Source organism: Sphingomonas sp. GlSt437 (genome assembly GCF_048015635.2).
Lineage (GTDB): Bacteria > Pseudomonadota > Alphaproteobacteria > Sphingomonadales > Sphingomonadaceae > Sphingomonas.
On the sequence record NZ_JBPGYA010000001.1, the window covers coordinates 1,835,746 to 1,857,605 of the forward strand.

Genomic DNA, 21,860 nt, shown 5'->3' on the forward strand with positions numbered 1-21,860 from the left:
TCCTCCCTGAACCTTGGCCACCCCGTGCTTGCACGGGGTGGTTTTTTATTCGGCAGCCAGCGCGTGGGGCGCAAAAGGCGCCGCGCCGTTGAGCGCTTCGTCCGCCACGGCATCGATCATCCCGCGCAATGCGCGCGCGGCCATCGGCAAGCCCTCGCCAGGCTGATCGAGCGCCGCATCGAGATACAGGCTGCGGCACCATTCGATCTGGATCGCGTGGATGTTGGCGCTCGGCTGGCCGTGCCGGTCGAGCAGATGGCCGCCGGCATAAGGTGTGTTGAGCGCGTGGCGCAGCCCGGCGGCTTCGGCGATGCTTTCCATCCGGCTGACGAAACGCGCCGCAGCGGAGCGGCCGAAGCGATCCCCGAACACGATGCGCGCGACCGGCCCCTCGGTGCCGAGCGGCGGCATCGAATGAATATCGAGCAGGATCGCGATGCCAAAGCGGTCGCGCGCCGCGTTCAGGGCCTTGGCAATGGCGCCGTGATACGGCCGGTGGCACGCGGCGATCCGCGCGTCGACATCCGCGCTGCGCAGCCGGTGCCGCCAGATATCGCCCGCCGACGCGATGCGCCGCGGCACCAGGCCAAGGCCGCTGCGCAGCCGGTGCGATTCGATGCTGGTGCGGCGCGCATCGGCGCCGTCATCAAGCTTGGGGTCGCGCTCGCGCTCGCCACGATTGAGGTCGATCCACGCCCGCGCCGCGCGCTGGACGAACAGCGTTTCGTGGCGGCGCGCAGCAAGCGCCAGCGCATCGACATAGCGATCTTCGAGCGGCCGCAGCTGCGCGATCGGTACGCGCAGTTGGTCGGCCATTTCCGGCGGATAATCGCGCCCGGCATGCTGCACCGATAAAACGACCGGGCTTTCGGGCGGGTTCGGGTCCCATTGGTCGAACCAAGGCGTGGTGCCGTGCATAGCCTCTATCCTAGGCACGCGATGGCGCGCTCACAATGGCTGCGCGGCTGCAAGCGCTTCCCGCCGGTGCGGGTGCGGCCGACGGGATCGTTTTCGAATCGCCCGGCTGCACCGAAGTTGACGAAGTTTACACTACGTCCCCCCTTTGTTGCCCACTCCGCCGGGTGGCAACGGCGCGCGTGTGACGGAAGGCGATCGATCTGCGTCATGCGATCAGGGTAGCGCGGCTTATTGGGATAGGACAGGGTGGAGCACGCCGTCTGGCTGGAAAATCTTAAGGGGTTCAAGCATAAACACGCGGTCTGGGGACCCAAGGTAGCGCGATGATCCGGATACTGCTTGCCGAAGACGATGATGTGATGCGCCAGTATCTGACGCGGGCGCTGGAAAAGGCCGGCTATGCGGTGAGCGCGGTGGATCGCGGCACGGCGGCGATGCCGCTGATTGAGACCGAGCATTTCGACCTCTTGCTCACCGACATCGTGATGCCCGAGATGGACGGCATCGAGCTGGCGCAAAAGGCCGGCGAGATCCGCCCTGATCTGCGGGTGATGTTCATCACCGGCTTTGCCGCCGTCACGCTGAAAGCGGGCAAGCAAGTGCCGCATGCGCGCGTGCTGTCAAAACCCTTTCATTTGCGCGACCTGGTGCTGGAGGTTGATCGGCTGTTCGAGATGGGCAGCGCCACCGGGCTGTGACGGCGCGCGCAATCGCCCAAAATCGCCAACAGGCGCTTGCGCGTCCTGCCCGGCCCGGCTAAGGCGCGCGTCTTCGTGGGCGTGTAGCTCAGTGGTAGAGCACTGTGTTGACATCGCAGGGGTCGCAAGTTCAATCCTTGCCACGCCCACCATTAAAGCCTCGGCCAACCACTTGGTTGCCGGGGCTTTTTGCATCGTGGATCGGGCAATTTCCCGGCGACTGCCGTCGCGATCACAAAATCGGCGGTTGGATCGGGAAAATGGTGCTGCCGGTGAGGATTGAACTCACGACCTCAGCCTTACCAAGGATGCGCTCTACCACTGAGCTACGGCAGCACACGCCCGGCGATCGCTCGGTGGGGCGGAAGCGCGCCTATGGTCGGAGGCATGGGCTATTGTCAAGGCACGAGCGCCAGCGCTAGCGATACCGCATGACAGCCAATGACGAGCGGGCGGAGCGGCTGGCGGCGCAGCTGCGCGAGAACCTCAAACGCCGCAAAGCCCGCGCCCGCGCCGAAACGCCCGCCGTGCCTCACCCGGCTGAGGACAAGGACGGCGGCGAGCGCTGACGTCGCTGCCGCTCACCCCGCCATCACGAACGCGTTGAGCTTGTTGCCATCGGGATCGCGGAAATAGGCGGCGTAGAAGCCGCCATCGCCGCGCGGCCCGGGCGGGCCTTCGCATGTGCCGCCATTCGCCAGCGCGATGTCGTGCAGGCGATGGACCTGCGCTTCGTCTTTCGCGTCGAGCGCCACCATCACGCCATTGCCGACCGATGCCGCATTGCCGTCGAACGGTTTGGTGAGCCCGATGCCCGGCGCTCCGCCCGGCGTGCCCCAGGCGATGAAGCTGTCAAACTCCATCATCCGCGCGGTGCCGAGTTCGGCCGCGATGGCATCATAGAATTTCGCCCCGCGCGCCAGATCATTGGTGCCGAGCGTTACGTAACCGATCATCGCCTCTCTCCCGTCCTGCGAGTCGTTGGACGGGAACATAGAGGGAACATCTTGATTGAGTCAATCAGCTCAAAGCGGCGCGCATTTCGCCTCCAGCCACGCCAGATCATCCCCGCTCAGCTGCGGCCCCAGCACCTCCAGCACTCGTGCATGATAAGCATCGAGCCACGCCTGCTCGGCCACCGTCAGCAGCTCGGGCACGATCAGCGAGCGTTCGATCGGGCAGAAGGTCAGCGTTTCGAACGCCAGCATTGGCTGGTCGCCGCCGGGTACGTCGCGCTCGACCACCAGCACCAGATTCTCGATGCGGATGCCATATTCGCCCGCCTTGTAATAGCCGGGCTCGTTCGAGATGATCATGCCCGCGCGCAGCGGCTCGGACGGGCCGCCGCCCGGGTAATTGGGCTTGGCGATGCGCTGCGGCCCTTCATGCACCGCGAGATACGCGCCGACGCCGTGGCCGGTGCCATGCGCGAAATCGAGGCCGGCTTCCCAGAGCGGCCGGCGCGCGAAGCCGTCCAATTGCCCGCCATTGGTCCCGGGCGGGAAGATCGCGGTGGCGAGGCCGATATGCCCTTTGAGCACACGGGTGAAGCGGTCGCGCATCTCAGGCGTCGGCGCGCCGATGGGGAGCACGCGCGTCACATCGGTGGTGCCGTCGAGATATTGGCCGCCGGAGTCGACCAGATAGAGCTGGCCGAGTTCCAACCGCGCGTTCGATGCCTCGTCGACGCGGTAATGCGGGCTCGCGCCATGCGCGCCGGTCGCCGAGATGGTGTCGAACGAGGTGTCGAGCAGCACGCCGGTTTCTTCACGGAAGGCACGCAGCTTCGCCACGCAATCGAGCTCGGTGAGGCCGCCCTTGGGTGCTTCCGCCTCGACCCAGCGCAGGAAGCGGGCGAGCGCGGCGCCGTCGCGGGCGGAGGCGGCGCGGTGGCCGGCAATCTCGACCGGGTTCTTGGTCGCCTTGGCCAGTACCACCGGGTCGCGCAGCGCGAGCACCGTCGCGCCGCCTGCTTCCAGCCGGTCGAAGATCGCGGCGACCGCGCGTTCGGGATCGGCGGCGACGCGCTTGCCCCTGTATGCCGCGAGATCGCCGGCAAACGCGGCGCGATCGTGCAGGCGGATGGCGTTGCCGAGGTGCTGGCGCACCGCGTCGGTGAGCTTTTCGGGCGCGACATACAGGTCGGCGGTGCCATCGGCCTGGACGATCGCATAAGCGAGCGCGACTGGCGTGTGATCGACATCGCGGCCGCGCACGTTGAGCGCCCAGGCAATCGAATCGAGCGCGGACAGCACCACCGCGTCCGCCCCCTGCGCGGTCAGCCAGTCGCCGATCTCGGCGCGCTTGTCGGCATGGCTGCGCCCGGCGCGGGCATCGTCCTGCACCACCAGCGTCGCGTCGGAGGGGAGCGGCCGATCAGGCCACACCGCATCGACCGGGTTGGTATCGACCGCGACCAGCGTCGCGCCCTTGGCGGCGAGCGCGCGGGTCGCCTCGCGCACCCAGTCGCGGGTGTGGAGCCAGGGATCATAGCCGATCCGCCCGCCTGCGGGGGCATGTGCGCCAAGCCAGCCCGACACGCTCGTCTCGGGCACGCCGACATAGGCCCAATGCCGCCCATCGACCTGCTCGCGCACTTGCAGCGTGTAGCGGCCATCGGTGAAGATCGCGGCTTCTTGCGGCAGCACCACCGCCGTCCCCGCCGATCCCTGAAACCCCGTCAGCCATGCCAGCCGCTGCGCATAGGCGCCGACATATTCGCTCATATGCTCATCGGTCAGCGGCACGACGAACCCGTCGAGGCGGTCGCGCTTCAGTTGGTCGCGAAGGGCGGCGAGGCGGTCGGCGTAAGAGGACATGGCGGTTACTCGATCGGGATGTCGTGATTGTCATATTATTCACCTGCACGCGCCTCCGCGCAACCGCGCCCTTACCCTAAAACCCGTGTCGCTCGGACTTGCCCGGTGCGGCTATCGTCGCCATGCTGCGGTGCGGCGATGAAGGGGGCAGGCAATGGCCGAACGCAAGACGCAGATCGTGGTGGTGGGCGGCGGCGCCGGCGGGCTGGAACTCGTGCGGCGGCTGGGCGCGCGCTATGGCCGCAAGCGCCACGACATCATCCTCATCGACCGCAACCTGACGCATATCTGGAAGCCGCTGCTGCATGAAGTGGCGGCGGGCTCGCTCGACGCCAATCTCGACGAGGTCGGCTATGGCGGCCATGCCGCGCGCTGGGGCTATCGCTTCTTCAACGGCAGCCTGGAAAGCATCGACCGGGAAGCGCGCACGATCACCATGGCGCCGCTGGTCGATGCCGAGGGGTTCGAGGTGATCGGGCGCCATTCGATCCGCTATGATTATCTGGTCGTCGCGGTCGGCGGCATTTCGAATGATTTCGGCGTACCCGGGGTGCGCGAGCATGCGCTGTTCCTCGAGCAGCGTTCGCAGGCCGACCGCTTCCGCCAGCGGCTGCTCAGCCTGTGCCTGCGCGCCAATCACCAGCACCAGACCGGCAACCCCGACGCGCGGGTGAAGATCGCGATCGTCGGCGGCGGCGCGACGGGCGTGGAGCTGGCCGCCGAGCTCTACAATGCCGCCAAGGCGCTGCGCACTTATGGGCTGGAGGTGTTCGACGATACCAAGCTCGAAGTGACGCTGCTCGAGGCCGGCCCGCGCATCCTGCCCCAGCTCGACGCGCCGCTCGCCGAGACCGCCAAGCAGCAGCTGACCAAGCTCGGCGTCGATGTGCGCGATGCGACGCAAGTGACGCGGATCGACGCCGGGCTGGTCCACACCGCCGATGGCGCGACGGTGGAGGCCGATCTGATCGTCTGGGCGGCGGGTGTGAAAGGCGCCGACGAGCTGGCGACGATGAGCGACCTCGAACTCAACCGCCTCAACCAATTCATCGTCCGCCCGACGCTGCAGACGACGCGCGACGACCGCATCTATGCGCTCGGCGATTGCGCCTCGTGCCTGCTCCCCGGTGCCGAGCGCCCGGTGCCGCCGCGCGCGCAATCGGCGCACCAGATGGCGTCGTTAATCTTCGAAAATCTGGTGCGGGCGCAGGAAGGCCGGCCGCTCAAGGATTTCAGCTATCACGACCATGGCTCGCTGGTGTCGCTCTCGCGCTTTTCGACGGTCGGCAGCCTGATGGGCAATCTCGTCGGCGGGCGGATGTTTGTCGAGGGCACGATCGCGCGGATGGTCTATCTCTCGCTCTACCGCATGCACCTGATCGCGATCCATGGCTGGGTGAAGGGGGTCGCGCTGATCCTGATCGGCCACGTCAACCAGATCGTTCGGCCGCGGCTGAAGCTGCACTAGCGTATATATCGCCCTCTCCCCTGCGTGCAGGGGAGAGGGATACCGAAGCTTGCCAGCTTGCTGGCTAGCGCAGGTTGGGTGAGGGGTTCTGCGCGCGAGTGACGCGCGCCGAGCTGCGCTCGGCAGGACCCCTCACCCAGCTTCGACTAAGGCCCTGCCGGGCCTAAGTCTGCGCAACCCTCTCCCCTGCAAGCAGGGGCGAGGGGACGCAAAAATTTCAACGGCGATTCCAATGCGCGCCATTGGGCTCTAAAGAACCCCGATGACGACCCTTCCCCAGCCGCCGGTCGCCGAGCGGCGCCAGCATGCCTTCACTGTCCATGACACGACGATCCAGGACCCCTATGCCTGGTTGAAGGACCCGAAATATCCCGAGGTCACCGATCCTGACATCCTCGGCTATCTCGAAGCCGAGAACGCCTATTTCGAGGCGGTGATGAAGCCGCTCGCGCCGCTGACCGACCGGCTCTATGAAGAGATGAAGGGCCGCATCAAGGAAGACGATGCGAGCGTGCCGCAAAAGGATGGCGACTGGCTCTACTGGACCGCGTTCGAGACCGGCGGGCAATATCGCAAATGGTGGCGCAAGCCGGTGGCAGGTGGTGAGGATCAGCTGATCCTCGACGAACCCGCGCTCGCCGAGGGCAAGGAATATTTCCGGCTCGGCGCGCTCTCGGTGAGCAATAACGGCCAGTTGCTCGCCTATGCGATCGACGACAATGGCTCGGAGCGCTTCACCGTCCGCGTCAAGAACCTCGCGACCGGCGAGCATCTGCCCGAGGTGATCCCCGGCATGCTCTCGGAAATCGTCTGGGCGGCGGATGACAGCGGCTTTCTCTACGGCCTCGCCAATGAGCAATGGCGCACCGACAATGCCCGCTTCCACCGGCTCGGCACGCCCATCGAGGACGATGTCGAGATTTTCCGCGAGGCCGACCCCGGCTACCGCGTCGGCGTGTCGGAAACGAGCTCGCGCCAATGGATCATCCTGGCGACAGGCGACCATGTCACGAGCGAGGTCTATCTCCTCCCCGCCGACAATCCGCTCGCGACGCCGCTGCTGGTCGCCCCCCGCCAGCCCGGCCGCGAGTATGATGTCGACGAGCATGACGGCACGCTGTTCATCCACACCAATGACACCCACACCAATTGGCGGCTGGTGACCGCGCCCGTCTCCGCCCCCAGCGAATGGACCGAGCGGATCGCGCCGAGCGACCATTTCTACATGACCGGGGTCGAAACCTATCGCGACTTCTTCGTCGTCGAGGGGCGCGAAGACGGGCTCGACCAGATCGAGATCCACTCTTACGATCCCGCCGTCCCGCCCAAGCGCATCGCTTTCCCCGAAGCGAGCTATGCCGCTGGTCTCGGCGATAACCCCGAATATGAGCAGACCGTGCTGCGGCTCGGCTATGAATCGATGGTCACGCCGGGCACCGTCTATGATTACGATGTCGCGACCGGCGCGATGACCGTGCTCAAGGTCCAGGAAATTCCCTCGGGCTATGACGCCGGCAAATACGCCACCGAGCGGCTGAAGATCACCGCGCGCGATGGCACGATGGTGCCGGTGTCGATCGTTTACCCCAAGGATTTCCCCAAAGACGGCAGCCGCCCGCTCTATCTCTATGCCTATGGCGCCTATGGCTATGCGATCCCGCCAGGCTTTTCGACCGGGCGGCTGAGCCTGCTCGATCGCGGCTTTGCCTATGCCATCGCGCATATCCGTGGCGGCGACGATCTCGGCCAGCAATGGTATCTCGACGGCAAGCTGGAGAAGCGCACCAACACCTTCAACGACTTTGTCGATGTCGCCCGCGCGCTGATCGCGGACAAGTGGACCAGCGCCGGCAAGCTCGCGATCGCCGGCCGCTCGGCGGGTGGCGAGCTGATGGGCGCGGTGGTCAACCAGGCCCCCGAGCTGTGGGGCGCGGTCGTCGCCGATGTGCCCTTCGTCGACGTGCTCAACACGATGCTCGACGACAGCCTGCCCTTGACCCCTGGCGAATGGCCCGAATGGGGCAACCCGATCGAGGACAAGGCAGCGTTCGACCTCATCCGCAGCTACAGCCCCTATGACAATGTGACCGCGCAGGACTACCCACCGCTGTTCATTTCAGGCGGCCTCAACGATCCCCGCGTGACTTATTGGGAGCCGGCCAAATGGGCCGCCAAATTGCGCGCGACCAAGACCGATGCGAACGTGCTCGTGCTCAAGACCAATATGGGCGCCGGCCATGGCGGCAAATCGGGGCGGTTCGACAGTTTGCGCGAAGCGGCCGAGGAGCATGCCTTCGTGCTCTGGCAGCTGGACGTGGAGGGCTAGACGCGTGCCGCTTTATCGCATCGTTGTGGAAGGCACCGGCATTCGCGGCTGGAACGGCGCCGCCGGTTTCTTCAGCGCGCGCACGGTGACCCAACCCAATCGCCAGGCCGCCGAAATGCAGGTGCTGCGCGTCATCCGCGAGGATTGGCGGCAGGGGCCGAGCGCCAATCTGTCGCCGACCAAGCCGGCGCTGCGCGTGATCGACGGCTGGGCGCTGGGGGTGATCGAGCGGCTGCGGCGCATCCCCGATACCAGCTATCGCTTCTACGAGCCCGGCGACCGCGAAGCCGCCGCGCAGGCCGAGGCTGAACATAGCCGCGCCCGGCCAAGCTCGCCGCTGTGGGAAATCGCGGCGATCGGTATCGATCCGCCCGCCGCGCTCGTTCGCCGGGGCTGATGCATGCGCTTCACGCTCTCCCGCACGGCGAGCGCGGATGACATTGACGAGCTCGGCCATGTCAACAACGCGGTGTGGGTGCGGTGGATTCAGGACATCGCGGTTGCGCATTGGGAAGCGGTCGCGCCGCCCGAGCACAAGGCGGCGTTCTACTGGGTCGTGACGCGCCACGAGATCGATTATCGCGGCAATGTCGGCCCGGGCGAAACGGTGACGGGCGAGACCTGGGTGGCCGACGCGCCCAAGGGCGCGCGCTTCGATCGCCACGTCCGCTTTCTTGGCGCGGACGGCAACGTGAAGGTCGAGGCCGTGACGAGCTGGGCGCTGATCGACCGCGCGAGCGGGCGGCCGATGCGGGTGCGGGCAGACGTGGTGGCGCCGTTTTTGAGCTGATTTGCGAATATTTGCATCGTCACCCCGGCCGTGAGCCGGGGTCCCGCTTCTTCGAGCGCTCGATAATAGCGGGACCCGTGATGAAGGTGAAACCGTCCCCCGGACGGTTTCAGCCGTGTCCGGGGGACACGGCGACCTTCATCACCAAGCCCGGGGTGACGGTTTGGTTGTAACTCAGGCTACCCCCACCGCCACCGCCCGCGCAAACACCGCCTCGAACATCTCGGTCGTCAGCCGCCCGGTATTCTGGTTGTAGCGCGAGCAGTGATAGCTATCGATCAGCACGCGCCCATCGGGCATCACATGCTCGGCAAGGTGGCCGAAGCGCGCCTTGGGCAATCGGCCGCCCAGCACCTTGACCGCTGATTGATGCGCGATCTGCCCCAGCGCGATGAACACTCGCGCCTTGGGGAGCAGGCCGACCTGCTCGCTGAGGAACGGCCGGCATTCATGGATTTCCGCCGGCGTCGGCCTGTTTTCCGGCGGCAGGCATTTGACCGCGTTGACGATCACCGCGCCCTTCAGCACCAGCCCGTCATCGGGTCGCGCGTCGTAGGTGCCGCTGGTGAAGCCGAATTTGGCGAGCGTCGCGAACAGCAAGTCGCCCGCGAAATCGCCGGTGAACGGTCGGCCGGTGCGATTGGCGCCGTGCTTGCCGGGGGCGAGGCCGATAATCGCCAGCCAGGCTTGCGGATCGCCGAACGCGGGCACTGGCGCGTTCCACCAATCGGGGAGTTCAGCGCGCAACTGATCGCGAAAGGCGACGAGGCGCGGGCAGCGCGGGCAATCGCGCGGCGGCTCGCCCTGGGGCAGCGGGGAACGATCGGCAGGCGTTGGCAAGGTCATGCCGGCGCGATAGGCGCTTGGCGGTGTCGACCGCAAGCCATGCCCACTCCTACGCGATCGCGCTCGGCTCCAACCGATGCGGGCGGCATGGCGGTCCGGCGGCGGAAGTGCGCGCGGCGCTGGCGGCGATGGGCGGGGTGGTTGCGGCGTCGCGGATCATCGAGACGGCGCCTGTAGGCCCCTCGATCCGCCGCTTCGTCAATGCCGCTGCGATCATCTCGACCGACGAGGCTCCCCCCGAACTACTCGCCCGCGCCAAGACGATCGAGCGCGCCTTCGGCCGGCGGCGCGGCGAGCGCTGGGCGGCGCGGGTGATCGATATCGACCTGATCCTGTGGTCGGGCGGCGCGTGGTTCAGCCGCGGCCTCACGCTGCCGCATCCCGCCTTCCGCGATCGCGCCTTCGTGCTGCGCCCGCTCGCCCAGATCGCCCCTGACTGGCGGGAGCCCATCACCGGGCTAACCATCCGTCAGCTTGCCTACCGCCTGCAAGGCTGATTGCGCGGCGCGCGATATCGTGCCAAGGGGCGCCCGCGCTCGTGGGTCCGTAGCTCAGTCGGTAGAGCAAGCGACTTTTAATCGAGAGGTCCCGGGTTCGAATCCCGGCGGACCCACCAGCGCGCCCGCCCCCGCTTCACTTTAGTCGCGCGTCGACCGCCTGTTTCAGCTTGGGTAGCAGCTCATCGGCGAACCAGGGGTGGCGCTTCATCCAGCCGACGACGCGCCAGGAGGGGTGGGGCAGGGCGACGATGCTGCCGAAACTCTCCAACCCGGCCCGCACCCGATCGACCATCGATTGGCCACCATCGTTCAGATAGCGCGCCTGCGCATAGCTGCCGACGAGCAAGGTCAGCCGGTCAGCGGGGAGCAGCGCCAGGATGCGATCGTGCCACAGGGGCGCGCATTCGGGCCGGGGCGGCAGATCGCCGCTCGGCCCCTTGCCGGGGTAGCAAAAGCCCATCGGCATCAGCGCGACCTTGGCGGGATCGTAGAAATCGACCGGGCTAATGCCCAGCCAGTCGCGCAGCCGGTTGCCGCTGTCATCGTCCCACGGCACGCCGCTCGCATGCACTTTCGATCCCGGCGCCTGCCCAATGATCAGGATGCGCGCGGCCGGGCTGAATTGAACGATCGGCCGCGGCCCGGCGTCGAGATGCGCCGCGCAAACGCGGCACGCCGCAACCGCCTCACGCAAAGCGGCTGCGGCGTGGCTGGTCTGGGGGTCGGTCATGCTTGGGGTGGGATACCGCCTTATTGCAGCCGTGGATAGAACTGCACCCAGACCATGTCCTTCTTGGCGCCCGCCAAATGGCACGCCGCGCACGCCTCCTTTGGTTCCAGCTTGGCGGTTGCCGCCTTGGGCTCGGCGTGGTTGAAGTCGAAATAGCCCCAGCCATTGGTGGCGGCGAAGCGCTTGCTATCCTTGACCGACACGTCCGCGCCGTTGAGCGCGCCGGGGAAATAGCCGCGCCCCGATGCTTCGGCGCGCGATCCGTCTGGCTTGTCGCCTTTCAGCGTCAGCTGCAGCTCCTTGAACATGATCGTGCCTTCCGGGAACACGCCCGTCCGCTTGTATTCGCGATACGCACCCGGCTGGATGTAGACATTGTGGAATTCCGGGAAATTGGCCTTGCCGTTGTTGAGCGCGTTGGGTGTGAGCGGCGAGCCGACATAGACCCATTGCTCGAAATCCCTGGGCAGCTTGAGCGAGCCGTCGGCAGTGTATTCGGGCTTGTAGAAGGCGGCGGGTTCGGCCTCTGCGGTCGAGGCAGACGAGGCGCCGCCGGCAGCACGATCGCTGCCTGCCGATTTGTCGGTGCAGCCCGCGCAAGCGGCGATCGCCGCGCCAAGGCCGATGGCGAGAATTTTCGAGGTGAGGCTCACAGGCGTTCTCCCGATTGGTTCACTTATGCGCTGCGGCTGGCGGCGAGACGCTTTGCAGATAGGCGATGATCTGCGCGCGTTCTGCGCGGTCTGAAACGCTGAGGTACATCTTGGTTCCGGGCGCGAAGGCCTGCGGGTTCTGCAGCCATTTATCGAGCCGCGCCGGGGTCCACACGCCCGTCACTTTGCGCAGTGCGGCTGAATAGGCATAGCCGGGGGCGCTCGCGACACGCCGCCCGACCACACCCCGGTGGAGCGGGCCGATGCGGTTGGCTTCCACCGAGTGGCAGCCACCGCATTTGCCCTCGTAAAGCGCCTTGTCTGCCGCCGCGCCGCCCGCTGCCTCAGCGGCAGCGAGCGACGGCGACACGGCAAGCGCGACCCACAAAGCAAGATGGGCGCGCACCCTTACGCTCGTCATCCGAAGATAAAGCCCTTGGTCGGCACGGCGCCGCCAATGGCGTTGTTGAGCACGGCCCAGTGCGAGGCTTCGTCTGCCGCGAGGCTGGCGAACAAGCCGGCAAGCTGGTGGTCTTTCAGCCCCGCCGCCTGCCCGACATAAGCCGATGATGCGCCCTGTTCGAGCTTGGTCGCGAGCGCCAGCACATCACCCTGCGACTTGAGCGCGCCGAGGTTCAGTTCCTGGGTATATTCGGCGTCGGTCTTGGGATCGACGGGGTGGCCGCCGGCAGTGCGGATCAGGCCGGCCAACCGATCGCGATGCTGCTGGTGATGGCCGAGAAACACCGATGCGACCTTGATCACGTCCGGGGTCAGCAAGCCGCTACCGGCCGCGATGGTATAGGCAGCGATGCCTTCATGCTCGAGCGCGAGCGCGGTTTGCAGAATGTCAATGTCGCCGCCGGCGGTGGCCATCGCCGCCTTGCCGCGAACCGCAGCGTCAACCGCGCTGCCCGCCGTGCCGATCGCCACGAGGCTGGCGGTTACGAGACCGGCATGGCCCAGAAATTCCCGACGACCCGTCTTCAAGTCTGACATGATGTTCCTCCTGCTTGGCATTGTAGGCGCGCGCGGAGGATCGACTCGGACGCCCCCGTCGTCACCGCCGCTACCGACGCCATTGCGCTTGGGGAGGGAAGAGGCGCCGCCAAGATTGGGGTGGCGGGCAAAGACTTCGGGGGTCGCGATCAATCAGGCGGCCGCCGGGGCGCGTCCGACGCTCGACGGGCTGTGCCCGAACCGCTCGCTGAACGCGCGACTAAAGGCGGCGGGCGAGGTGTAACCCACCTGAGCGGCCACGGTTTTCACCGGCAATTGCCCGTCGGCGAGCAGCTTCAGGCCGCGCTGCAGCCGCCATTCGGTGAGATACGCCATCGGCGACAGGCCGACGAGCGCGCGAAAGCGTTCGGCAAAGCGAGTGCGCGACATGGCGGCATGACCGGCCAGTGCCTCGACCGTCCATTGCGCGCCGACATTGGCGTGGATCGCTGCCAGCGCGCGGCCGAGATGCGGGTCGCTGATCGCGGCGAACAAGGTGGCGAGGCGCGGCACGTCGTGCGAAGCGGCGCGCAGGATTTCGATGAACAGCGCTTCGGACAAGCGGCCGAAGCTCGCGGTCGCATCGGGATCGTCGTTGAAGACTTGGCGGCCGATCAGCGCCGACATCTCGTCGAGCAGTGGCAGCGCGCGGCGCCGGGCGGCGGGGATGTGGACGATGCTGGGCAGCAGCGCGAGCAACGGATGGTCGGCGCCTTTGGCAAAAGCGAAGTGACCGCAGATGAGCTGGCAGCCGTCAGCCTCGCCATCATAGCCGAAGACGAAGGGACCGTGCCCTTCATAGCCGGTGCGCTGAAACGCATCTTCGAGCAAGATTTCCGGCGCATCGCCGCCGCACGCGAGCACATGGCTCGCCCCGTTGGGCACCAGCACCAGATCGCCCTCGCCGAGATCGACGACGGTGCCATCGTCGATTCGCACCTGGCAATAACCGTGGAACGCCATGTGGAAGCGCGCGACGCTTTCATAAGCCGGCACGCGGATCGCATAGGGTTTGCGAAAATCGGTGCGGAAATAAAAGGCGGTCGTGATGGATACGGTGTCCAGCACATCCTTCAGCACGTAATCCATGGTTTGTTCCCCCGGTGCGCGGGTTTGGCCCTCGTGCACCCGATGCCAAGTCCGCTGTGGCGGTGTGGACGCTGCGCATCACAATCAGGCGTTTGCGCAATGGCGTGGGCGATCAGGGTGGCGATGTTATCCGGCGCGGGCAGGCGGGGATGCTCAACGCTTTCCGCGCGGTGCTCGCCGGGGTGTTGCGCGGCGGCATCGCGGCTTGGTGCGTCGCGATTAGGGCCGCCAGGGCCAGCTGGGCCAACACGCGCTGGCCCAGCTGGCCGGTGGAGTGTTCAGCGACGCACTGCCGCCGCCACTTGTCCCTGACGCTGGCTGAGCGCCACGACGGCGACCACGCCAGCCGCCATTACCGGATAGTAAATCGAGGCGAGGAAGCCGAAGCCGAGCACGAACGGCGCGATGATGAACGCAACCGCCGCTGACAGATCGAGCAGCAGATGCACGTCGAACGACACCAATTTGATCGCGCCATAGGCGTAATCGGTCAGCAGGCTGTACGCGATCAGGCCAGCGCCGCCGATCACTGACAGCCACAGCTCGATGCCGGAAAAGCCCAGAAGGAACGGCAGCACAACGAGCGCGCCGGCCGCGAGATAATCGAGCACGCCGTGCAGGGCAGGCGTGAGGAACTGGAACTTCATGGTGATGTCCTTTCAGATGGTCGGATCGTGGCCGGGCGGTCGTGATTGACCGCCCGGCAAAGGCAGTTCAGGCCGCGAGCGCGATGTCGACAACCGGGAAGTCGATCGTCGTGCGGGCAACGTTGTTGGTGAAGTTGGTCAGCACATTGTGCGCAACATTGGCGACGACCTCGACGATCTGCGCGTCGCTCAGGCCGGCAAGCCGGGCAGCGGCGAGTTCGGCGTCGCTCAGGTGGCCGCGTTCCTCGGTCACGCGGCGGGCGAGGGTGGCGATCGCATCGTCGATCGCGTTGTCGCCTTTACCCTCCCGTGCCGCACGGATGCCGTCGGGCGAGAGGCCGGCGCTCTTGCCCATCAGCGTGTGCGCGGAGAGGCAATAATGGCATTCGTTGACCTGCGCGGTCGCCAGCGCGATGATCTCGCGTTGCTGCGCGGTCAGCACGCCCTTGGCGAGCGCGCCGGCGAAGGCGAGATTGGCGTTCAGGACGGCGGGCGACTGGGCGAAGACTTTGAACAGGTTCGGCACCATGCCGATCTGCGCCTTGACGGCGTCGAGCGTGGCCTTGGTATCGGTGTCGATGGCGTCGATATTGACGGGGTTGATGCGGGTCATTGGTCGGTTTCCTTCTTGAACCGTGCGGATTGCACTCAGGCTGTATCCGGGATTATGAACAGCTATTGGTGCCAATAACTTTGCAGAGAGTGCCGTGGATCAATTTGACGCCCTCTTCGGCCAATTCACGCCCACCGCGCGCGCCTTCTTCACGGGCAATTTGTGCCAGGCGATCGGCTTCGAGAATCCCGACGGGCTCGGCTATCTGCATATCCTGAAGAGCGGGCGGATGACCGTGAGCGGCGCGGGGCATGACGCGATCGAGATCGCCGAACCCTCGATCCTGCTGCTGCCGCGCAATACGGCGCACGGCTTCGATACCGATCGCGAGACGGGCGCCGACCTGATCTGCGCGACGATCCAGATCGGCGGTGGCGCGGGCAACCCGATCGCGCTGGGCCTGCCCGATCTGGTGGTGATCCGCCTGGCCGAGATCGCCAACCTCGCGCCGACGCTCGACCTGCTGCTCGATGAAGCCTTCGCGGCGCGCGACGGCCGCCAAGTCGCGCTCGACCGGTTGTTCGAATATCTCTTCGTCCAGCTGCTCCGCCATGTAATCGCGAGCGGCGTGGTGACGGGCGGGATGCTGGCCGGGCTGGCCGACGCCCGGCTCGCACGCGCAATCACGGCGATGCACGAGCGGCCCGAGCGGCTGTGGACGCTCGATGATCTGGCGGAAGAGGCGGGTATGTCGCGCACCCGCTTCGCCGCGCATTTCCGGGAGACGACAGGGACGACGCCGGTCGATTACCTCACCCGCTGGCGAATGACGGTTGCGCAGAACCTGATGCGCAAGGGCAAGCCAATCAAGGCGGTCGCCCGCGCGGTCGGCTATGAGAGCCCCGCCGCGCTCTCGCGCGCGTTCAGCAAAATGGTGGGGGTGTCACCCCGCAGCTGGGCTTCGGCGCTGCGCGGGTAAGCGGCTCGCTTGAGCGCTGCGGGGCGCTTGGCGCGCGCTCGCCAGTCAGACGGGGGCAATGATGAGGCCGGCGCGCGCCTTACTTGCTCGTCAGCGCCATTCGCTCGCGCGCTCGGCGGCTTCGGTCTCCAGGCGGATGCGGCGGAACAGCGCCTCGGCCTCGGCTGCCCGGGCGAGCAGCTCGGGCGCCATGGGCTGGGGATTGCCGATCAACCCCGCATCGACGAGCCGCTGCCACTGCGCGAAGGCGTCGCCATTGTTATAGATGTAGCCGGGCATGGTATCGCGCGACAGCTGCGGGCGCCCGAGTTGACCGGTGCCCTCGGGCGCGGGCGGCGTGGGGTAAAGCGGGAATGGCATTGGACCCTCCTATGGGTTTGGGAGGGATGCGGATTTATACCAGGTGGAGGGATGTAGGACAGCCGGGCGGCGACGGGATTAGCGCAGCTAATACCAAGCGCACTAGCCCGGCCCGGCCGGCGCGGCGAGAAGCCGCGACCGACGACGCGGCTTTGCCGCGGCGGCTTGCTGACCCCTGATTGACAAAAAATCACAGCACTGTCAGATTCTTACTTCCGAGCGACATTTGTGGCTCAATGGGGCGGTAGCACAATGGACGGTGCAGCCGATTGCTAATCGGAAGGGTGAGGGTTCGAATCCCTCCCGCCGGTTTTTCTTCACTTTTGTTCTTGCTGTGATATTAGCTTTGAGTGCTTTGGCGCTGCAAGCTTTGCCAGCCGGGTATTCTGGTGTGGCGAGCGAGCGGAGCGGCGACGTGTCAGGGTGTGCAAGCACATTGCGCGGCGCAGGGGATCGGCATCGTTCCGGTTCCTCGGAGGACAGTGCAATCTCGTCCGATCGTAGCCACAATGGAGCTGTTGATCGTAGCTTTAGGGCGCCCTGCTCGGCAGCTGTTAGATTATTTTACAAGGACGGGAGGCCAGGCATGCAAACTGAATTTCGCGCTGAAATCGAACTTTCGTTGGATTGGCGCGCTGTTGGGGGGGCATGCAAAAACGTGCCAAGCGGGCGCGGCGCAGCGCGGCGGTTTTAATCGCTGCTCTGTGTTTGCCTCTTGCGCTGCAAGCTTTGCCAGCCGACAATTCTGGTGTGGCGAGCGAGCGGAGCGGCGACGTGTCAGGGTGTGCAAGCACATTGCGCGGCGCAGGGGATCGGCATCGTTCCGGTTCCTCGGAGGACAGTGCAAGGTCGGATGGGTTGACGAGAGCAGGGGCCCGGAGACTTGGACGACAGGTTTAGAAAGTTCATTCGCAAGCACGGCCATCTGACCAAAGCATGGCAAGCGGTAAGCGCGAATTCTCGGCATTCGACGTCACCATACGTCAAGGATGAGGCAAAGGGGTTTGCCGGCGACGAACAAAGGCGCATTGCATCCATCGGCTCGCGCATTCAATGGGGGACCTATAAGTTCTCGGCCAGCCGAGGGGTCGCGCTAGAAAAAAAGGGCAAGACCGGCAAAATCCGCCCGATAGTGATCTCAAAAGTCGAAGATCGCATCGTTCAACGGTGCATCCTTGACGCGCTGGTAAGCGACGATCGGATACGCAACCGGGCTTTTCAACCCTATAGCTACGGGGGTGTGCCAAAAAGGAAAGGCGATGAATTTGCGGGCGTTCCAGCGGCCATTCGACAATTAATCGAATTTACGAACGATGGATTATCGCACGTTATGATTGCAGATATTGAGGGGTTCTTTACAAAGATATCAAAATCCTATTGCGTACAGCTGGTCAGAGAATTCACCGATGACGGTCCATTCATCGAACTTCTTGAAAAGGCGATTGTAGTCGACCTCGAAAATGCTCGATCTCTTTTGAAGAGTAAGGATCAATTTCCTTACGGGGACATTGGTGTTGCGCAAGGAAACTGCTTGTCTCCTTTCCTAGGAAACCTAATACTATCTGAATTTGATCAGAAAATGAATGAAGGAGATTGCCGCTGCATCAGGTACATTGACGACATCATGATTCTTGCGCCCTCTGGTAGGGCCGCCTCATCCAAGCTTAGAAAGGCCCGGCGTCTGCTTGATGAGATGGGCATGGATTTTTCGCCGGACAAATCTAGCAAGTTTCCTATCCAAATAAGCAATCCGTTTGAATACTTAGGCATCGAGTTTTCTGCCGAAGGTCTCAGGCCAGCGAGAAAGTCCCGCAAAAGCATCGTGATGCGTTGTCGTGAGGTTGCAGCAACTTCACTTTTTCATATGAGGCGCTGCAGCGATGCTGGCCAATTTCAGCAGCAGTATAGTATTCCCAAAACTCTAAATAGAATATCTGGGATGGCTAAAGGATGGGCCCACCATTATTCATTCTGCGATGACAAGGCGACGATTATTGATGTCGATCGTGCCATTGCAGAGCATTATCTCGCATACTTAGATAAGGCTCAAGTAATCGCAAAAGGAAAAAGGGCGGCATTGGCAGCGGCGATTTTGGGATATCGTGGCGCATCCGACGTGCAATTTGCTGCTTTCGCGTGGCCTACTCCGCCGCCCGAGCCTTGCGGTTCGGATTGACCCGATAGGCTATCGCAACAACGGCCTTAAATACCGCCCCGTATAACTCCGCGCTTCCTTCACCGCCTCCTCCGGCGTCCCCACCGCGACAATCTCCCCGCCCTTCACGCCGCCTTCCGGCCCCAGGTCGATGATCCAGTCGGCGGTCTTGATAACATCCAGGTTGTGCTCGATCACCACCACGGTATTGCCCTGTTCGACCAGCGCGTGGAGCACTTCCAGTAGCTTGCGCACATCCTCGAAATGCAAGCCGGTGGTCGGCTCGTCGAGGATGTAGAGCGTCTGCCCGGTGGAGCGGCGGGCGAGTTCCTTGGCGAGCTTCACGCGCTGCGCCTCGCCGCCCGACAGCGTCGTCGCCTGCTGGCCGACCTTGACATAGCCCAGGCCGACTTCAGCCAGCATCGCCATCTTGTCGCGGATCGGCGGCACTGCCTTGAAGAACTCGACCGCGTCTTCCACCGTCATGTCGAGCACGTCGGCGATGCTCATCCCCTTGAACTTCACCTCGAGCGTTTCGCGGTTGTAGCGCGCGCCGTGGCAGACGTCGCACGTCACATAGACGTCGGGCAGGAAGTGCATCTCGATCTTGAGCACGCCGTCGCCCTGGCACGCCTCGCACCGGCCGCCTTTGACGTTGAAGCTGAAGCGGCCGGGCTTGTAGCCGCGCGCCAGTGCCTCGGGCAGGCCGGCATACCAGTCGCGGATGTTGGTGAAAGCGCCGGTATAGGTGGCGGGGTTGCTGCGCGGGGTGCGGCCGATCGGCGACTGGTCGATGTCGATGACCTTGTCGCAATTTTCGAGACCAGTGATCTTGTCGTGCTTGCCGGCGATCATCCGCGCGCCGTTGAGCACGCGGGCGGCGGCGGCGTAGAGCGTGTCGATGGTGAAGCTCGACTTGCCGCTGCCCGACACGCCCGTCACGCAGGTGAAGGTGCCGAGCGGGATGCTCGCCGTCACGCCGCGCAGATTGTTGGCGGTGGCGTTGTGGACAGTGATTTTCTTGCCATTGCCCTTGCGGCGCTTGGCCGGCACGGGGATGGCGCGGGTGCCGTTCAGATAATCGGCGGTGATGCTGTCCTTGCTCGCCAGCAATTCGGGCAGCGTGCCGCGCGCGACCACGTCGCCGCCATGGACGCCGGCGCCGGGGCCCATGTCGATGATGTAATCGGCGCTGCGGATCGCATCCTCGTCATGCTCGACGACCAGCACGGTGTTGCCGAGATCGCGCAGGCGCTTGAGCGTGGCGAGCAGCATGTCGTTGTCGCGCTGGTGGAGGCCGATCGAGGGCTCGTCGAGGACGTAGAGCACGCCCGACAGGCCCGATCCGATCTGGCTGGCGAGGCGGATGCGCTGGCTCTCGCCGCCGCTGAGCGTGCCCGAGGTGCGATCCAAGTTGAGGTAATCGAGGCCGACATTGTTCAGGAAGCCCAGGCGCTCGTCGATTTCCTTGAGGATGGCGCGGGCGATTTCGGCCTGTTGCGGGGTGAAGCTTTGCGGGACTTGCGCGAACCAGGCGAGCGCGTCGACTACCGAGAGGCGGGTGACGCTGCTGATGTCGCGCATGCCGACCTTCACCGCTAGCGCCTCGGGCTTGAGGCGGGCGCCGTGGCAGACTTCGCAGGGCTGCGCGGTCTGGTATTTGCTCAGCTCCTCGCGCATCCACGCGCTCTCGGTCTGCAGCAGGCGGCGGTTGAGATTGCCGATAACGCCTTCGAAGGGCTTGCGCACGTCGTACGACTTGCGGCCGTCGACGAAGGTCAGCGTCACCGGCTTGCCGCCGGTGCCGTGGAGGATGATGTGCTTCACGTCGTCCGGCAGCTTTTCCCATGGCGTATCGAGGCTGAAGCCGAATTCGCGTGCGAGGGAGCCGAGCACCTGCATGTAATAGGGGCTGGGCGGCTGCGACTTGGCCCAGGGGACGATCGCGCCTTTTTTCAAGGACAGCGCGTGGTTGGGGACGACGAGGTCCTCGTCGAACAGCATCTTCTCGCCCAGGCCGTCGCACGCCGGGCAGGCGCCCTGCGGAGCGTTGAAGCTGAACAAGCGCGGTTCGATCTCGGCAATGGTGAAGCCCGAGACGGGGCAGGCAAATTTCTCGGAAAAGACGATCCGGTTGGCCGGAATGCCGGCGCCTTTCATGCCACTAGCCCTCTCCCCTTCAGGGGAGAGGGTTGGGAGAGGGGCGGTCTCAGCAGCGAACGACTGGGCAATTTCACGGACTGCGCTCGCGGCACTGCCCCCCTCCCCGACCCTCTCCCCTGAAGGGGAGAGGGAGTTTACCGTCCCATCCACCAGATCGACATAAGCCAGCCCGTCCGCCAGCTTCAGCGCCGTCTCGAAGCTGTCGGCCAGCCGCGTGCCCAGGTCTGGCCCGACGACCAGCCGGTCGACCACGACTTCGATGTCGTGCTTGTATTTCTTGTCGAGCGCGGGGGCTTCGTCGATCTCGTACAGCTCGCCGTCGATGCGGACGCGGGTGAAGCCCGCTCTTTGCCACTCGGCGAGCTCCTTGCGATACTCGCCCTTGCGGCCGCGCACGACCGGCGCCAGCAGGTACAGCCGCGTGCCCTCGGGCAGCGCCATCACCCGGTCGACCATCTGGCTGACCGTTTGCGCGGCGATCGGCAGGCCAGTCGCGGGCGAATAAGGCGTGCCGACCCGCGCCCATAGCAGGCGCATATAGTCGTAGATTTCGGTGACGGTCGCGACGGTCGAGCGCGGGTTGCGGCTCGTCGTCTTCTGCTCGATGCTGATCGCCGGCGACAGCCCCTCGATATGCTCGACATCGGGCTTCTGCATCATCTCGAGGAACTGGCGCGCATAGGCCGACAGCGACTCGACATAGCGGCGCTGGCCCTCGGCATAGATGGTGTCGAACGCGAGGCTCGACTTGCCGCTGCCCGACAGACCGGTGATGACCGTCAGCGTGTCGCGCGGAATATCGACGTCGACGCCCTTCAGGTTGTGCTCGCGGGCGCCGCGCACGCTGATGTGAGTCAGCATTCGGTGGGCCGATGCTGGTGGGAGTGTATCTGCATGAAGGGGAGTTCTACTTCTGTTCTTTGCGGAGTGCCAGAAGTTTAGATAGGCAAGGGTAAGCCTTGCCGCTACCCGGTCTTTGGGAGGCGAGCAGCGGCTTGGGGGTTCCTCGTGTTCGGGCCGCTGGTGGTTTTATCGCGTTCACAGCCGCGGCGGCACGTAAAGAGATATAATTTATTTGACCGTCCAGATTTATTGACACTTTTAGGTGTCAACTATCTAGATTTCCGTGCGGCGAACGCCTAAGCTGGTGCTGTACGGACTGCATGA

22 protein-coding genes and 4 tRNA genes are annotated in these 21,860 nt (G+C 65.0%); 12 read left to right on the forward strand and 14 right to left on the reverse strand.

The window, feature by feature from the left end:
• Window positions 1–45 precede the first annotated feature (45 nt).
• Window positions 46–918 (reverse strand): N-formylglutamate amidohydrolase, encoded by an 873-nt coding sequence (locus tag ACLB0R_RS09125; protein WP_416642940.1) that lies wholly within the window; start codon window positions 916–918, stop codon window positions 46–48.
• A gap of 323 nt (window positions 919–1,241) precedes the next feature.
• On the opposite strand from ACLB0R_RS09125, the gene cpdR reads away from it, so the two are divergent.
• On the forward strand, window positions 1,242–1,616 hold the full coding sequence (gene cpdR / locus ACLB0R_RS09130; protein ID WP_416642941.1) for a cell cycle two-component system response regulator CpdR: 375 nt from the start codon (window positions 1,242–1,244) through the stop codon (window positions 1,614–1,616).
• Window positions 1,617–1,693: 77 nt separating this feature from the next.
• A tRNA-Val gene (locus ACLB0R_RS09135) sits at window positions 1,694–1,768 on the forward strand.
• 109 nt (window positions 1,769–1,877) lie between these two features.
• On the opposite strand, the gene ACLB0R_RS09140 is transcribed toward ACLB0R_RS09135, so the two are convergent.
• Window positions 1,878–1,952: transfer RNA gene (locus ACLB0R_RS09140), tRNA-Thr, on the reverse strand.
• 95 nt (window positions 1,953–2,047) lie between these two features.
• Between ACLB0R_RS09140 and ACLB0R_RS09145 the strand changes: the two genes are divergently transcribed.
• A complete protein-coding gene (locus tag ACLB0R_RS09145; protein WP_416642942.1) occupies window positions 2,048–2,185 on the forward strand; it encodes a hypothetical protein in 138 nt (45 codons plus the stop codon).
• Between the two features lie 12 nt (window positions 2,186–2,197).
• On the opposite strand, the gene ACLB0R_RS09150 is transcribed toward ACLB0R_RS09145, so the two are convergent.
• Together ACLB0R_RS09150 and ACLB0R_RS09155 are read right to left on the reverse strand one after the other, a co-directional pair.
• A complete protein-coding gene (locus tag ACLB0R_RS09150) occupies window positions 2,198–2,572 on the reverse strand; it encodes a VOC family protein (protein ID WP_416642943.1) in 375 nt (124 codons plus the stop codon).
• A 69-nt stretch (window positions 2,573–2,641) separates the two neighbouring features.
• Window positions 2,642–4,435, reverse strand: coding sequence for an aminopeptidase P family protein (locus ACLB0R_RS09155; RefSeq protein ID WP_416642944.1), 1,794 nt, complete (start codon window positions 4,433–4,435; stop codon window positions 2,642–2,644).
• Between the two features lie 154 nt (window positions 4,436–4,589).
• Here ACLB0R_RS09155 and ACLB0R_RS09160 point away from each other — a divergent pair, with 154 nt between their 5' ends.
• The 4 genes from ACLB0R_RS09160 to ACLB0R_RS09175 all read left to right on the forward strand — a co-directional run bounded on the left by ACLB0R_RS09160 (window position 4,590) and on the right by ACLB0R_RS09175 (window position 9,019).
• Window positions 4,590–5,903 (forward strand): NAD(P)/FAD-dependent oxidoreductase, encoded by a 1,314-nt coding sequence (locus ACLB0R_RS09160; protein ID WP_416642945.1) that lies wholly within the window; start codon window positions 4,590–4,592, stop codon window positions 5,901–5,903.
• Window positions 5,904–6,165: 262 nt separating this feature from the next.
• A complete protein-coding gene (locus tag ACLB0R_RS09165; RefSeq protein ID WP_416642946.1) occupies window positions 6,166–8,229 on the forward strand; it encodes a S9 family peptidase in 2,064 nt (687 codons plus the stop codon).
• Window positions 8,230–8,233: 4 nt separating this feature from the next.
• A complete protein-coding gene (locus ACLB0R_RS09170) occupies window positions 8,234–8,626 on the forward strand; it encodes a hypothetical protein (protein WP_416642947.1) in 393 nt (130 codons plus the stop codon).
• 3 nt (window positions 8,627–8,629) lie between these two features.
• A complete protein-coding gene (locus ACLB0R_RS09175) occupies window positions 8,630–9,019 on the forward strand; it encodes an acyl-CoA thioesterase (protein WP_416642948.1) in 390 nt (129 codons plus the stop codon).
• A 174-nt stretch (window positions 9,020–9,193) separates the two neighbouring features.
• Here ACLB0R_RS09175 and ACLB0R_RS09180 read toward each other — a convergent pair whose 3' ends face one another.
• Entirely contained in the window at window positions 9,194–9,865 is a 672-nt protein-coding gene (locus tag ACLB0R_RS09180) for a uracil-DNA glycosylase (protein WP_416642949.1), read from the reverse strand.
• 17 nt (window positions 9,866–9,882) lie between these two features.
• Between ACLB0R_RS09180 and folK the strand changes: the two genes are divergently transcribed.
• On the forward strand, window positions 9,883–10,362 hold the full coding sequence (folK, locus tag ACLB0R_RS09185; RefSeq protein ID WP_416642950.1) for a 2-amino-4-hydroxy-6-hydroxymethyldihydropteridine diphosphokinase: 480 nt from the start codon (window positions 9,883–9,885) through the stop codon (window positions 10,360–10,362).
• Between the two features lie 43 nt (window positions 10,363–10,405).
• Window positions 10,406–10,481 (forward strand) — tRNA-Lys (locus ACLB0R_RS09190).
• A gap of 17 nt (window positions 10,482–10,498) precedes the next feature.
• On the opposite strand, the gene ACLB0R_RS09195 is transcribed toward ACLB0R_RS09190, so the two are convergent.
• The 7 genes from ACLB0R_RS09195 to ACLB0R_RS09225 form a co-directional block, all read right to left on the reverse strand.
• A complete protein-coding gene (locus ACLB0R_RS09195; RefSeq protein WP_416642952.1) occupies window positions 10,499–11,095 on the reverse strand; it encodes a uracil-DNA glycosylase family protein in 597 nt (198 codons plus the stop codon).
• A 20-nt stretch (window positions 11,096–11,115) separates the two neighbouring features.
• A complete protein-coding gene (locus ACLB0R_RS09200) occupies window positions 11,116–11,748 on the reverse strand; it encodes a cytochrome P460 family protein (protein WP_416642953.1) in 633 nt (210 codons plus the stop codon).
• Between the two features lie 19 nt (window positions 11,749–11,767).
• A complete protein-coding gene (locus ACLB0R_RS09205) occupies window positions 11,768–12,169 on the reverse strand; it encodes a c-type cytochrome (RefSeq protein WP_416642954.1) in 402 nt (133 codons plus the stop codon).
• Complete coding sequence (locus tag ACLB0R_RS09210; protein ID WP_416642955.1) at window positions 12,166–12,747, reverse strand: ferritin-like domain-containing protein; 582 nt, start codon at window positions 12,745–12,747, stop codon at window positions 12,166–12,168. The genes ACLB0R_RS09205 and ACLB0R_RS09210 overlap by 4 nt, the downstream gene beginning before the upstream one ends.
• 153 nt (window positions 12,748–12,900) lie before the next feature.
• A complete protein-coding gene (locus tag ACLB0R_RS09215; RefSeq protein WP_416642956.1) occupies window positions 12,901–13,836 on the reverse strand; it encodes an AraC family transcriptional regulator in 936 nt (311 codons plus the stop codon).
• A 278-nt stretch (window positions 13,837–14,114) separates the two neighbouring features.
• Window positions 14,115–14,483: an SPW repeat domain-containing protein gene (locus tag ACLB0R_RS09220; protein ID WP_416642957.1), complete on the reverse strand. Its 369-nt coding sequence runs from the start codon at window positions 14,481–14,483 to the stop codon at window positions 14,115–14,117.
• Between the two features lie 67 nt (window positions 14,484–14,550).
• Window positions 14,551–15,096 carry a carboxymuconolactone decarboxylase family protein gene (locus tag ACLB0R_RS09225; RefSeq protein ID WP_416642958.1) on the reverse strand — a complete coding sequence of 182 codons (546 nt, stop codon included), beginning with the start codon at window positions 15,094–15,096 and terminating at the stop codon, window positions 14,551–14,553.
• 94 nt (window positions 15,097–15,190) lie between these two features.
• On the opposite strand from ACLB0R_RS09225, the gene ACLB0R_RS09230 reads away from it, so the two are divergent.
• Window positions 15,191–16,015, forward strand: a complete 825-nt coding sequence (locus tag ACLB0R_RS09230) for a helix-turn-helix transcriptional regulator (protein WP_416642959.1) — start codon at window positions 15,191–15,193, stop codon at window positions 16,013–16,015.
• Window positions 16,016–16,105: 90 nt separating this feature from the next.
• On the opposite strand, the gene ACLB0R_RS09235 is transcribed toward ACLB0R_RS09230, so the two are convergent.
• The gene (locus ACLB0R_RS09235; protein ID WP_416642960.1) at window positions 16,106–16,375 is read right to left on the reverse strand and encodes a hypothetical protein; all 270 of its coding nucleotides are present in this window, start codon (window positions 16,373–16,375) and stop codon (window positions 16,106–16,108) included.
• Between the two features lie 238 nt (window positions 16,376–16,613).
• Between ACLB0R_RS09235 and ACLB0R_RS09240 the strand changes: the two genes are divergently transcribed.
• Both ACLB0R_RS09240 and ACLB0R_RS09245 read left to right on the forward strand, forming a co-directional pair.
• A tRNA-Ser gene (locus ACLB0R_RS09240) sits at window positions 16,614–16,686 on the forward strand.
• Window positions 16,687–17,258: 572 nt separating this feature from the next.
• The gene (locus ACLB0R_RS09245) at window positions 17,259–18,551 is read left to right on the forward strand and encodes a reverse transcriptase domain-containing protein (protein ID WP_416642961.1); all 1,293 of its coding nucleotides are present in this window, start codon (window positions 17,259–17,261) and stop codon (window positions 18,549–18,551) included.
• 9 nt (window positions 18,552–18,560) lie between these two features.
• Here the strand turns inward: ACLB0R_RS09245 and uvrA are convergent, their stop codons facing one another.
• Window positions 18,561–21,554 (reverse strand): excinuclease ABC subunit UvrA, encoded by a 2,994-nt coding sequence (gene uvrA, locus ACLB0R_RS09250; RefSeq protein WP_416642962.1) that lies wholly within the window; start codon window positions 21,552–21,554, stop codon window positions 18,561–18,563.
• Window positions 21,555–21,860 lie beyond the last annotated feature (306 nt).